The organism is Bacillus sp. es.036, assembly GCF_002563635.1.
Classification (GTDB): Bacteria; Bacillota; Bacilli; order Bacillales; family Guptibacillaceae; genus Guptibacillus.
The window spans coordinates 1,455,669-1,468,204 of record NZ_PDIZ01000001.1 but is presented as its reverse complement, the minus strand read 5'-3'; the positions used below and the strand labels follow the sequence as shown (position 1 = coordinate 1,468,204).

13 protein-coding genes are annotated in these 12,536 nt (G+C 41.0%); 1 reads left to right on the top strand and 12 read right to left on the bottom strand.

The genetic code is table 11. The features are described 5' to 3' along the window. Positions 1-130: 130 nt before the first annotated feature. On the top strand, positions 131-727 hold the full coding sequence (locus ATG70_RS07535) for a DUF6944 family repetitive protein (protein ID WP_373560778.1): 597 nt from the start codon (positions 131-133) through the stop codon (positions 725-727). Between the two features lie 112 nt (positions 728-839). On the opposite strand, the gene ATG70_RS07530 is transcribed toward ATG70_RS07535, so the two are convergent. From ATG70_RS07530 to ATG70_RS07475, 12 genes are all read right to left on the bottom strand, one after another. Continuing rightward, a complete protein-coding gene (locus tag ATG70_RS07530; protein ID WP_098443718.1) occupies positions 840-1,343 on the bottom strand; it encodes a GNAT family N-acetyltransferase in 504 nt (167 codons plus the stop codon). A gap of 113 nt (positions 1,344-1,456) precedes the next feature. After that, a complete protein-coding gene (locus ATG70_RS07525; RefSeq protein ID WP_142329564.1) occupies positions 1,457-2,398 on the bottom strand; it encodes an IS3 family transposase in 942 nt (313 codons plus the stop codon). Next, complete coding sequence (locus ATG70_RS07520; RefSeq protein ID WP_098443716.1) at positions 2,284-2,847, bottom strand: helix-turn-helix domain-containing protein; 564 nt, start codon at positions 2,845-2,847, stop codon at positions 2,284-2,286. Before ATG70_RS07520 ends, ATG70_RS07525 begins: the two co-directional genes overlap by 115 nt. Before the next feature lie 66 nt (positions 2,848-2,913). After that, positions 2,914-4,104 (bottom strand): thiolase family protein, encoded by a 1,191-nt coding sequence (locus tag ATG70_RS07515; protein WP_098443715.1) that lies wholly within the window; start codon positions 4,102-4,104, stop codon positions 2,914-2,916. A gap of 13 nt (positions 4,105-4,117) precedes the next feature. After that, entirely contained in the window at positions 4,118-5,266 is a 1,149-nt protein-coding gene (locus tag ATG70_RS07510) for an acyl-CoA dehydrogenase family protein (protein ID WP_098443714.1), read from the bottom strand. A 15-nt stretch (positions 5,267-5,281) separates the two neighbouring features. Then, positions 5,282-6,133, bottom strand: coding sequence for a 3-hydroxyacyl-CoA dehydrogenase family protein (locus tag ATG70_RS07505; RefSeq protein WP_098443713.1), 852 nt, complete (start codon positions 6,131-6,133; stop codon positions 5,282-5,284). A gap of 128 nt (positions 6,134-6,261) precedes the next feature. Further along, positions 6,262-7,641, bottom strand: coding sequence for an FAD-binding oxidoreductase (locus ATG70_RS07500; RefSeq protein WP_098443712.1), 1,380 nt, complete (start codon positions 7,639-7,641; stop codon positions 6,262-6,264). A 141-nt stretch (positions 7,642-7,782) separates the two neighbouring features. After that, positions 7,783-9,345 carry a flotillin family protein gene (locus tag ATG70_RS07495; protein ID WP_098443711.1) on the bottom strand — a complete coding sequence of 521 codons (1,563 nt, stop codon included), beginning with the start codon at positions 9,343-9,345 and terminating at the stop codon, positions 7,783-7,785. Between the two features lie 153 nt (positions 9,346-9,498). Continuing rightward, on the bottom strand, positions 9,499-9,897 hold the full coding sequence (locus ATG70_RS07490) for a MaoC/PaaZ C-terminal domain-containing protein (protein ID WP_098443710.1): 399 nt from the start codon (positions 9,895-9,897) through the stop codon (positions 9,499-9,501). Further along, on the bottom strand, positions 9,894-10,343 hold the full coding sequence (locus ATG70_RS07485) for a MaoC family dehydratase N-terminal domain-containing protein (RefSeq protein WP_098443709.1): 450 nt from the start codon (positions 10,341-10,343) through the stop codon (positions 9,894-9,896). Before ATG70_RS07485 ends, ATG70_RS07490 begins: the two co-directional genes overlap by 4 nt. Positions 10,344-10,353: 10 nt before the next feature. Further along, on the bottom strand, positions 10,354-11,529 hold the full coding sequence (locus ATG70_RS07480) for an acyl-CoA dehydrogenase family protein (RefSeq protein ID WP_098443708.1): 1,176 nt from the start codon (positions 11,527-11,529) through the stop codon (positions 10,354-10,356). 166 nt (positions 11,530-11,695) lie between these two features. Further along, positions 11,696-12,517, bottom strand: a complete 822-nt coding sequence (locus ATG70_RS07475) for a CAP domain-containing protein (RefSeq protein WP_257147639.1) — start codon at positions 12,515-12,517, stop codon at positions 11,696-11,698. Positions 12,518-12,536 lie beyond the last annotated feature (19 nt).

Here is a 12,536-nt window from a genome sequence, read left to right as displayed (position 1 = left end):
TTCCAGCATAAAGAGAAATATTTACTCTACTATGAAGCCATTTCATGATTTATGAAAATAAGTATACAAACATTGCTTCTTATTGTTGAATAGGATGAAGAAATGATAAGGAGAGGATGCAATATTGGAGGTGTACAGTGATTCGATTATACTGATAGGAGCTTGGATACAAGTTCTAGGAGCAGGTATTGTTTCGATCGGAAATACACTTGTTGCATTGGAGAAAAAAGGAGAACTTATTGATGAAGTTGGTGGCGACCTTTATGCGATTGGGAATGCGATTGAGGCAACAGGAGATTCGCTTCAAGCTATAGGGCGGACGAATTTATCAAGGGGTAAGCAGGAGGAAATGCTAGGGATTCTCGGTTCCTGGCTACAGGCGGCGGGTAATGCTTCTAATGTGGTGGGAGGCTCTCAAGCCCTTAGCTTAGACCAAGATGAAGGTCTATCTATTGATATTATTGGAGGCGTGGTTCAAACAATCGGTGCTGGCTTTGAAGCTCAAGGATCAAGCCTAAGTCAATCCGCTTATGCTAGATTAATTACAACAGGATTGACCATTCAAACTTATGCGCTCTCAATAGAGACAATTGGGCTTTTGTTTATTAAAAGAAAACGGGTCAAACTTGGAGAGAAGATTTTGGCGCTAGGAAGTTATGCTCAAACGGCTGGGGCTATTATTGCCGCTATTGGATACTCAAAAGAATTTCAAATTAAATATAGATGATGAGATGCACTGACTGCCGATTTAACCGTCCCCCTTTTCAAAGATCCTTTCTTTTACAAAGCAATTTCTCTTTAAGTTTAATACAACTGTTAAATCTTATTGATAGACTATTTCAAATCTTCACGCTAGAATTCCCTCTAAAAAAATTCAACTTTTTCTCCATTACGAAGTTTGTTATTTTGAGATCGCTTATTTCAACAGTTTGTTTCTTAATTGTCTGAAAACGTTGCGCTTCAAAAAATGGACGTGCTGTAATGCTTGCCTTTGTTGTGAGCTTATATAACTTATGCTTTTGTGCAGTTGCTTCAATTTCTGAGAGAAGCAGAGTAGCAATTCCCACTCTCTGAAAATGGTGATGCACATATAATCGATCAAGATAGCCGGCTGCGGTCATGTCAATAAAGCCAACAACTTCTCCTTCTTCTTCAGCTACATAAGTGAAATTCTGCCCAAATTCTTGTGCCCATTTTGAATACCTTTTTGATTTAGTCGTTGAATTCACCCATGCATTTACTTGATTCGCTGAATAATCCTGTCGATTAATGTTATAAACGGTTTGTTGAAATAATTCGATGATTGAATCTAAGTCTTTAGGTTCGTATTGTCTTATTTTCATTTTTGACCTCCTTTAGTTCGTTATTTTTTTGCTTAATGAGTAGTGTGTAAAGCAGTATCGGCTGAATAAAAAAAAGACGGCATGGTAGTGACCCCTAAAAGTTAGAGTTTTTATTATGCAGCTGTTTGGCTGGTTTGAGTTCGATATTGTATCGGGCTTAAACCAGCCAATTTTGCTTTTACGCGTTCATGGTTATAATAGTCCACGTATACCTCAAGTTTTCTTTTCAGTTCTTCATAAGAGACAAGCTCTTCTCCATAATACATTTCTTGTTTGAGAATCCCGAAGAAGTTCTCCATGGCCGCATTATCGGCACAGGTTGCTTTTCTGGACATACTCTGGAAGATTCGATTCTTCTTTAATGTCTTCACCCACGTGTTGTGCTGATAATGCCAGCCTTGATCTGAGTGGATGGTGGTCCGGTATTTGGCTTCCGTTCGAATGGTTTCTAACGCTTCAGTCAAAGGCTTTAAAACAAGATTGAGTGCGGGTCGGTTGGAAATCCCAAAAGAAACAATTTCTCCATTAAATAAGTCCATCATCGGGCTCAAATAAAGCTTTTCATTTCCTCTACATTTAAATTCAGTCACATCTGTGACGATTTTTTGGAGACGGACGGACGTATTGAATCTGCGTTTCAATCGGTTTTGAGCCACTTTTCCAACCGTACCTTTGTACGATTTATACCGGGATTTCCGAGTGAATTTTTCACACTTCAATCCCAACTCACTCATCATTCCTTGCACTTTTTTGTGGTTGATGACATATCCCTGGTTTCGAAGCGCTAAGTAAATGCGGCGATATCCGTATTTTCCCTCGTGCTTATGGAAGAGTTCCTTGATCACTTCTTTCCACTCTTTATTTGGATCTTCGTTCTTTAATTGCGTTACCTGGTAATGATAGGTGGCCTCGGGAATGGCTACTCTCCGCAAAGCGTCCTTTAATTTGAATCCTTTTTTTTTGAGTTCGAATACCAGCGCTGCTTGTGCTTTTCGAGATAGGCATTCGGGTTCTCCTGAAAAGCTTTTAACTTTTTTAGATAGGAAATCTCTAATCGCAGAAGCTCATTTTCGCGTTCTAGTTGTTCTTCACGCGTTAACTCTTTTTCTGATTTCGATGATTGTTGTTTGTGATTTTTTGGCATAGGTGGCCGTCCTTTCGCTTTTTCTTGGAGGCCTCCGATTCCTTCCTTCCGTAATGTACTAGACCAATTCGCAATTAACGAAGGATTGTTCATTTTAAAGGCAATCGCAGTCTCCCGATAAGAAGCGCCTGTCTGTTTCATAAAGTTTAATACATTTAACTTAAATTGGACAGGGAAGACTTGTCTTGAACGCTTTCTCTTCAATCCCTCTTCTCCAAAGGTTTGATAAGCACGAACCCAACCAATGATGGGGGATTTATGAGGCATTCCATACTTTTTGGCTAATAAAGTGTATCCCAGAGATCCTTGGAGATACTCCATTACCACTTCTAATTTAAATTTTTCACTATACTTTGCCATACAAAAACACCCCGAAAGTTAGTTTTTAACTCTAACTTTCGGGGTGCACTACCCATCCCGTCTTTTCTAGTTAACCATATTCTCTACCATCATTGCCATTCCTTGTCCACCACCAACGCACAGTGTAGCGATACCGAAACGCTCATCTCTTCGTTTCATTTCGTACATAAGAGATGTTAAAATGCGTGCACCTGTTGCCCCAAGGGGGTGACCAAGCGCTATGGCCCCACCGTTTACATTTACTTTATCTGACTGGAGCCCAAGTTCTCGGATAACCGCGAGCGCCTGGGCAGCGAATGCCTCGTTTAATTCTATTAATCCGATATCATTTAACTGCTTTCCTGTTCGTTCTAGAAGTTTTTTAACAGCCGGAACAGGGCCTACCCCCATGATTTCGGGTGAAATGCCCGAGGTAGCCCAGTCAATAATTCGGGCAAGTGGTTGAAGTTGAAGTTCACGTGCTTTCGCTTCCGTCATCACAAGCATCGCCACCGCTCCGTCGTTTCTACCGCATGAATTTCCAGCAGTAACCGAACCGTCTTCTTTAAATACTGGCTTTAACATCGAAAGCTTTTCTATCGTTGTTCCTGGGCGCGGATGTTCATCATGGTTAACAAGGTTGGTCTGTCGTCGTGACTTTGCTTCAACTGGTACGATTTCTTCAGCAAATACGTTATTCTCGATGGCTACTGCCGCACGTCGCTGACTCTCAGCAGCAAAAGCATCCTGATCCTCTCGAGAAATCTGGTATTTTTCCGCTACGTTTTCTGCAGTAATACCCATTCCTAAATGATTTCCGTATAATTCAACTGGCTGTTGACCAGCTTCCAAATTGGAGTCTATCAATGTGGTTTTATCTCCACCAATACGACTATTACGTAAATAAATAGGTGCGTTACTTAAACTCTCTGTTCCTCCAGCTATAAGGATTTCAGCCTGCCTGGAATGGATTTGTTGAACAGCTGAAGCAATTGCCTGCATTCCAGAAGCGCAAAGTCGATTAATTGTAAATGCGGGTGAAGCAGCAGACACCCCTGCTCTTAAAGCAGCAACCCTGGCAACATTCGACGACTCCGTTGTTTGACGTACTTCACCAAGGATAACTTCATCGATAAGTTCGGGCGTAATCCCTGCTCTTGCGATCGTTTCTTTAATGGCAATAGCGGCTAACTCACCCGAATTAAAGTTTTTCAACACGCCACCGTACCGTCCGACAGGCGTTCTAACTGCTTCAACAATTACGATGTTTTCACTCATTCCTAATCCTCCTTTAGCTATATTCTTTTCTTAGCTGACTCGCGATAATGTTCTTTTGTATCTCAGAAGTACCTTCATAGATGCGTGTAATACGTGCATCTCGAAAATACCGCTCGATTGGATAATCCGAAATGTAGCCGATTCCTCCATGCACCTGAAGGGCTTTGTCTGCAACTCTGTTATAGACCTCAGAACCGTATAACTTAAGCATAGCCGCTTCTTTAATGACTTTTTCACCCTGATCGACCATCCACGCTACACGGTAGGTAAACGATCGGAGTGCTTCAATCTCTACACCCATTTCTGCAACCATGTGCGCGACGGCCTGATGTTCAATAATCGGCACGCCAAACTGGATGCGTTCTTGTACATAATTCATGCTCAAATCCAGGAGCTTCTGAGAAGATCCCAGATTTCGTGCAGCGAGACCGGCACGTCCATTAGCTAAAATCTTCAATGCATTGACGTATCCCTTACCAACCTCACCAAGCACATTTTCCTCTGGTACTTCACAATTATCAAAAATAAGTTCGGCGGAGTGAGATCCTTTTAAACCCATTTTTTCTTCAACCGCACCGACTTGAAAACCCGGAAAGTCCTTTTCTACAATAAATGAAGTAATTCCTTTTGCGCCTTTTGATGGATCAGTTGCTGCCATTACAGTAAAAATATCTGCTTCAGTGGCATTCGTAATGTAGTGCTTTGTTCCATTCAAAATATATTTATTACCTTCTTTAACAGCTGTCGTTTTTAAATTTGAAGCATTTGAACCAGCAGACGGTTCTGTTAAAGCGAAAGCCCCAATTTTCTCTCCGATTGCCATATCGGGTAAATATTTTTGCTTTTGTTCTTCATTGCCGAGTTCAACAATTCCAACAGAGCCAATGCCTGTATGAGCCCCAATTAATGTGGTAAAACCATTGTGTGTTTTCCCTAATTCCTCATAAAGAGCGCATTTTCCAACCATGCCTATTCCTAAGCCTCCATATTCTTCTGGAATACTTAAACCAAATAGGCCCATGTCTTTTGAAAGCTCAATGATCCGTTCTGGAATACGATCTTCGCGCTCAATCGTCATGGCAACTTTTTCGACTTCATTTTCAACAAAATTTCGGATGTTGGTTTTAAGAAACTGAATGTCCTGATCTAATTGAAAGTCCATCATTTTCTCTCCTTTTTAATGGTATGTATAAAATCCTCTTCCGCTTTTTCTACCAAGTCGACCGGCTTTAACGTATTTCGTTAAAATCGGGCATGGTCGATATTTTTCACCAAGCGTTTCATATAAATATTGCATGTTGCGAAGCCTTGTATCGAGTCCAACTAAATCGGCGAGTTCAAGAGGCCCCATTGGATGATTTAGCCCTAGTTTCATAGCTTTATCGATGTCTTCTGGTGTACCAACACCCTCCATGACCATGTTCATCGCTTCATTGCCGATTAGACAATTCATTCGGCTGACAGCAAAGCCTGGAAATTCATTGATTCGAACGCATTCTTTACCGATGGATTTCCCAAAGGCCATGGCTTGGCTAATGGTTTCTTCAGAAGTTTCTAAACCACAAATGACTTCAATTAGCTTCATTTTTGGCACGGGATTAAAAAAGTGAAGGGCAAGACATTGGTCAGGTCTCTTTGTTTGGGCAGCGATTTCGGTGGGGCTCATGGTGGATGTGTTGGTAGCTAAGATAGCATGATCTGGTGCATATTCATCAAGTTGTTTAAAGATACTTGTTTTGAGTTCCATTAGTTCAAGAACTGCTTCGATGACGAGGTCGCACTCATTTACCGCCTCACGCAATTCATTTGTATATTTGACAGCCTCCAATCGTTCTTTTGCGTGGGAGTATGTAAATTTCTCTTTTTTGACTAATCGATTAAATTGTTCTTCCATATACTTTTTTGATTGTTCAAGAGCCGCATCACTTACATCCTGTATAGTGACAGAAAGACCAGCTAGAACTGCTGAAAAAGCAATCCCTCTCCCCATCGTACCTGCTCCAATAACAGCAAGATTGTAAATAGACATGTATGAAATTCCTCCTATTTGAAATCGCTTACATTAATGATCTTCACTTACTTCTCGAAGTACAACGTTAGTTCCTTTTTTACATATTAAAAAAGACCCCTCAAACGAATTAAGGGGATGTAGATAAGCTAGCTTGATACTTTATCAATAGCAAATATTTTACCCGGATTCATAATGCCGTTCGGATCAAGAGTGTGTTTAACTGCTAACATTACATCCAAAGCAGCTCCATGTTCTTTTTGTTGATATTGCGCTTTCCCTGTACCTACTCCATGTTCTCCCGTACACGTGCCTCCTCGCTCGAGCGCATAGTGAACAAGGTGCTGATTTAGTTTTGTAGCTTTCTCAAGCTCTACAGGGTCATCAGGATTAATCATAATGATCGCATGGTAATTACCATCTCCCACATGACCTAGAAGCGCACCGTCCAATCCGTATGTTTCAATTGCTTTTCTTGCATCAGTAATAGCACCAGTTAGCTCTGAAATTGGAACGCACACATCCGTTACCATCATTTTCTTACCAGGTGATCCATGACTAAATGAGTAAGCCAGGTTGTGTCGAGCTTCCCAGAGGAGAGCTCGTTTCTTTGTATCATGTTCAAAAATAAATTCTTCGCACTGGTTGTCTTCAGCAATGCTTTTAGCAAACGCAACATCCTGGTTCAATCCAGCTTCATTACCGTGAAATTCTATGAATAGCGTTGGCTTTTCAATGTAGTTCGTTTCATTTGTTTTGTTCACTTGTTGAACGGAACGCGCATCGACCAGTTCAATTCTTGCGACTGGTATTGCAGCATGAAGGATATTTGTAACGGTTGAAACCGCTTGCTCAATTGTTGGAAAAACGACCCTACCTGCAAGTGTGGCTTCTGGAATCCCATAGACATTGAGAGTCAGTTCTGTAAATGTTCCCAGAGTCCCTTCAGAGCCAACGAAAAGCCCATTCAGGTGATAACCAGATGACGATTTTGCTGTGTTGCTTCCAGTATGTATAACCCTACCATCTGCAAGGACAACTTCCATATCACGAACTTGATCTCGCATGACCCCATACCGAACAGAGGTGGTTCCACTAGCATTAGTTGAGGCCATTCCACCTAGTGTGGCATCTGCACCTGGATCAACGGTGAAAAATAAGCCGTGCTTTTTTAATTCTTTATTTAATTGTGAACGGGTGACACCGGGCTGCACCCGTACGAGGAAATCCTCCGGTCGTACCTCAAGAACCTTGTTCATCAATTGGAAATCGATAGAGATTCCACCTTGATAAGGAATCACATGACCCTCTAGGCTAGAACCTAGACCAAATGGAACAACAGGTATTCGATTTTCGTTTGCTGCCTTTAAAATTTTACTAACTTCTTCTGTCGTTTTTGGAAAAACGACCACGTCTGGATCATGTGGCGTATGATAAGATTCGTCTTTACTATGCTGCTCTAACACAGTGGCATTTACGCTTATCTGATCATCATCAAGAAAGGTGGCTAGCAAAGATACGATATTCATGTGACAGTCCTCCGTTCATATGTAAAATTTAAACTTTTCTGATAACAACATCATCACTTTACCACTATTCCATAAAAAGCGTCAATCAACATTCAGGTATTCAAAAGAAAAACCTGGACTTAGCCAGGCTTTCTTCATATGTTATTCTTTTTGTTCATTTTCTTCATTTTCAGGACATTCTGTTCTTTCCTCTTCCAATTCTTCTTCATATGTTGAGGCTACTTCGCTTTCATAAGCGTTTTCTTCCATTCCTGAATCGGCGCTCTCATCTTCTTCTGTAGGATAACCTTTTGTATCGAAAGAATTGTAATGTCCTCTTGAGACAAAACTCTCAAGCATGGCTTTTAAATCCATTCCAGTTGATTCTTTTAGACTTGCCTGAAGACCTGTCATTGTTTTTGTTACATTGTCTGTAATCTGAGTGGAACCTTTACCGCCACCCATATCAATGACTTTCATCTCAGAAATTTGAGAAAGTGGCTGAGCAATTTCATGCGCATATTTCGGCAACATGTCGACAAGCATTTCAATAATCGCAGCATCGCCATATTTCTCCATTGCCTGAGCCATTAGTTCTTTAGCTTCAGCTTCAGCACGACCACGTTCACGAATCACTTCAGCTTCAGCCAAACCTTTTTGCTTTTCAATTTCTGCTTTCGTTTGTCCATCGATGCGATCGCGTTCCGCTTCCGCTTCTGCATTTGCTCGAATATCGTAGGCATTCGAATCAGCTTGCGTTTTTCTTCGCTTTTGTTCTTCTAGTTCTAATTCGACTTGGCGCTGTCGTTCAATGAATTGAACCTGCATCTCTTCTTCTTTCACTTTCTGATTAAGTCTTGCTTGCTCAAGGTTATAGGACTGCTCAGAACGCGCCCTTCCTTGTTCAATTTCAGCTTTGTACTCCGCTTCCTTCACATCTTTGTCTTTTTGAGAACGGGCGATCTCAATCTGACGTCTTATTTCATCTTCTTCTGCTTCTTGGTCCGTTTTCGCTTTGTGCATACGGGTTTCACGTCTGGCGTTAGCCTCTGCAATATCGGCATCTTTTCTAGCTTCTGCAATACGTGGACGTCCTAGAGCTTCTAAATATCCGTTCTCTTCGTCATCATCCTTTAATTCTTTTAGAGCAAAAGAAGTAATTTCAAATCCTAGATTCTTGAGATCTTCTTCAGCAATATTCTTCACTTTTTTATTGACCGAATTAAAATCTTTGTAGATTTCATCGACTGTAAGCGATGAAATGATGGCGCGAAGATGACCTTCAAGAACCTCTTTTAATTCACGCTCTTTCTCTTTTTGTGGTTTGCCTAGAAATTTCTCTGCATAATTCGCAACAATTTCAAGTCTACTGCCTATGCTAATTTCTGCGACACTTGTAGCTCGAATTGGAACGCCTTCTGATGTATATGCTTTTGGTGAAGCAATTTCTAGTTGAAATGAGGTAAGGTCGATCGGGGTACTTGTTTGAAACAACTTTAATCGAATACCGCCACCACGTACGATCTTCATACTACGACCATTGTCATCGACGAAAATGCGATTATCTTTCTCTGCGTCTCCTAGCTTTGGCCCTGTGATTATCAGCGCCTGATTAGAGGAGGCGGTTTTATAACGCCTTTTGAAAATGAAAAATCCGATACCGCCTGCCAAGAGTAATAAAAACAAAATAATACCGGAAATTATTAACCCGATAAATTCCATCATCTGTTCATCATCCTTTCCTATTGGTGGTAAGTATGTATCTTCCTCTCTCTTCTTCTACGATTTGGAATAAAATAAGTTTCGGAATTAATTGAATTTAATAAAGAACAAAAAAGAAACGAACCTAAAAAGGTTCGTTTGTGCACGCTTATTTGATTAAAACCTTTTTAAAACGGCAGAGCCTTTTACAACTGCTTCGTTTTTTTGATTAAGTGCAGCCACATCAAAATAATAACGATCGTTCTGGATCGATACGAGAGCAGCTTTTAGTGTAAGCACATCATTTAAGAAAACCATTCCTTTGAAGGCTACAGAATAATCTTCAAGAAAGACCTCTTCATAGTATGGAGTGAACAATTTCGCTAAGTTACCCATTGTCCACATCCCATGTGCAATAATACCCGGAAGTCCTGCTTTAGTAGCTTCTTCATCAATCGTATGAATTGGATTGAAATCGCCAGATGCGCCTGCATATTTGATCAGATCTAACCTGGAGACTGGGGGGAGCTTGATTTCCAATGGAGTTCCAACACTAAATTCTTCTACTATGTTCAAGAGCTCATCCCCTCTCTTACAGCTTCAGTAATAATCACTACCTGCTCTTCTGTAAAAATAAGTTTTCCTCCTGGCTCTTCTCCATACCTCTTTAATAAAATAAATCCGAGTAAACCACTCTTTCCATTGCGCTCATAATATTTTTCAAGCGAAGTGGAACACATGACGGTTTCCCCTACCAAAAGCGGACGCTCATAGTGGAAAGATTGCTTTCCATGAATCAATCCGACATTAGGCAAGTCGAAGCCTTGAATTTCACCATAATCAAACACTCGGGGATATGTAGGCGGTGCAATGTTTTCTCCATACCTTGAGCGTTTTCCAACTGACTCATCAAGATAAAGTGGTGATTCATCCCCAATCGATTTTGAGAACGCTTTTAAAGAGCCGCGTTCCACGATATTCTTTACAGGAGTTGATCGTGTACCAATAAGTGATTCAAACATAAACACCCTCCTAAGCGTATTGTCCTACCTTTACATGTCCTTTCAAGAGGTTTCGAGCAATGATTAAGCGTTGAATTTCGTCTGTGCCATCATAGATCCTCCAAAGACGAGCTTCACGATACCAGCGTTCGATTGGTAACTCCTTTGTATATCCCATTCCTCCATGAATTTGCAAGACACGGTCAACAACGCGATTGCCCATATTTGAACCATAGAGCTTAGCCATGGAAGCGAGCTGGCGATTGTCTTTTCCTTCATCGAGCGTATAAGCAGCGTTTAAAACGAGCCACTTAGCAGCTTCAATCTCAACAGCAGAATCTGCGATTTGCCATTGGATTGCCTGACGTTCTGCGATTGGTTTACCAAACGTTTCTCTTTCATTCGCGTAGTCAATCGCCATTTTAAGTAACCGTTCACCAGCTCCGACAGCTGTTGCACCGACGATCCAACGCGCAAAACCAATCCATTCCAGACCGAGGTTGTAACCTCCATCAACTTCACCTAAAATATTCTCATTTGGTACCCTTACATTATCAAACACTAATCCTGCCGGTCCCCATTCTCCCATTGTGTGAATGTATTCGGACTTCCAACCCATCTCGCGGTCTGCGATAAAGCAAGTAACTCCGTCTCTACCTGTTGCGGCATGTTTTTCTTTATCAGTAATCGCAATCACCATGACAAAATCAGCTTCATTTCCACCAGTAATAAACGTTTTCTCACCGTTAAGAACCCATTCATCCCCATCACGTACGGCCGTCATTTTAATATTACGCGTATCCGATCCAGCGCCAGGCTCTGTCATCGCAAAACAAGATTTCTTTTCACCATTAATCGTTGGTAAAAGATACTTTTCTTTCTGTTCGTCATTTGCGTAATAAAGGATATTATCAGCGGATCCACCGAAGCGGAACGGGACAAACGTTTTAGAAACCTCCATCATCACAATCGCCAGCATCATTTGACCAAGGTTAGCCCCGCCATACTCTTCTGGTGTATTAATGCCCCAAAAGCCTGCTTTTTTTGCTTTTTGCTGAAGCTCTTCCATTTTTTCGGCAGAAATTCCTGGCTTTCCTGCTCGTTCATTACGAAGCACATCATTTTCTAATGGAATTAATTCGTTCTCTACAAATTTCCGAATTGTTTTTTGCACCATTACTTGTTCGTCAGTTAATCGTAAATCCATACGTAATCTCTCCTTGTAACTCGATTTTGATAAACCACATACTTACTGACCGGTTAGTATCTTGATTCGACAAAATGAATCCACTTCCTTCTTCTTCATGTAATTTCTAAATATTTATCTAGAAAAGGGAAAAGAGCCACAAATGTGACCCTTTTCTTTGTTCTCATTATTTTCCGATAAACATTTGCGTCCAATAATGCCCATCTTGTGCAAGTCCCACTCCGATGTGAGTAAAACTGCTGTTCATAATGTTTTTTCGATGACCTTCACTCTTCATCCAGGCATCAACAACGGCTTCGGGAGTTTGTTGTCCCTGAGCAATATTTTCACCAGCAGTGTTAAAGTCAACACCGAAATCCCTCATCATGTCAAATGGAGAACCATAAGTGGGACTTGTATGGGAAAAGTAATTTTTTTGCTGCATGTCACGTGATTTTTCCTGAGCAACATCACTTAATGATGGCATGGCTTTTAGTGGAGATAGTCCTTGCTTTTTTCGTTCAGCGTTTGTTAAGTCGATAACCTGTTGAATCTCTTTTGTAATTTCACCTGATGGCTCTGAAGTAGGTGATTTTTCTTTATTGGCTTCTTCCTGCTCAGGAGCAGCATTTTCATTTGGCTGAGCTTGACCAGTATTTTGATCTGGTCTCACCTTTTGTTGACGCTGTTGTTCCTCTTTGCCTCCAATGCCATATTGTTCTGGGAAACCTTCGGGTAAATATTCTCGCGGATCTACACCTGGAAGAACTTCATTGAATTCAAATTGCCCATCTTGAACCATTTCTCCATGAGGGAATTTTGCACTTGGCGTTTCTGTACTATAGGAGTTGGGATCAATTGTAAGTTGACCACTGTTTATCCGTTGAATTCCCTCTGTAGGCGCGCTTGTTTTATTTATATTTAACGCTTCTTCATCGTTGTTATTGGCGTTACATGCTCCGAGAAGCAGTAATCCTGGCAATAATAAAGGTATGATCTTTTTGTACATGCGTTGCCCTCCTTTAGAT

Excerpts from the sequence above, each read along its gene's own strand:
- ATG70_RS07530 (WP_098443718.1), bottom strand. The coding sequence starts at position 1,343 with ATGAAAATAAGACAATACGAACCTAAAGACTTAGATTCAATCATCGAA.
- ATG70_RS07520 (WP_098443716.1), bottom strand. The coding sequence starts at position 2,847 with ATGGCAAAGTATAGTGAAAAATTTAAATTAGAAGTGGTAATGGAGTAT.
- ATG70_RS07515 (WP_098443715.1), bottom strand. The coding sequence starts at position 4,104 with ATGAGTGAAAACATCGTAATTGTTGAAGCAGTTAGAACGCCTGTCGGA.
- ATG70_RS07510 (WP_098443714.1), bottom strand. The coding sequence starts at position 5,266 with ATGGACTTTCAATTAGATCAGGACATTCAGTTTCTTAAAACCAACATC.
- ATG70_RS07505 (WP_098443713.1), bottom strand. The coding sequence starts at position 6,133 with ATGTCTATTTACAATCTTGCTGTTATTGGAGCAGGTACGATGGGGAGA.
- ATG70_RS07500 (WP_098443712.1), bottom strand. The coding sequence starts at position 7,641 with ATGAATATCGTATCTTTGCTAGCCACCTTTCTTGATGATGATCAGATA.
- ATG70_RS07495 (WP_098443711.1), bottom strand. The coding sequence starts at position 9,345 with ATGATGGAATTTATCGGGTTAATAATTTCCGGTATTATTTTGTTTTTA.
- ATG70_RS07485 (WP_098443709.1), bottom strand. The coding sequence starts at position 10,343 with ATGTTTGAATCACTTATTGGTACACGATCAACTCCTGTAAAGAATATC.
- ATG70_RS07480 (WP_098443708.1), bottom strand. The coding sequence starts at position 11,529 with ATGGATTTACGATTAACTGACGAACAAGTAATGGTGCAAAAAACAATT.
- ATG70_RS07475 (WP_257147639.1), bottom strand. The coding sequence starts at position 12,517 with ATGTACAAAAAGATCATACCTTTATTATTGCCAGGATTACTGCTTCTC.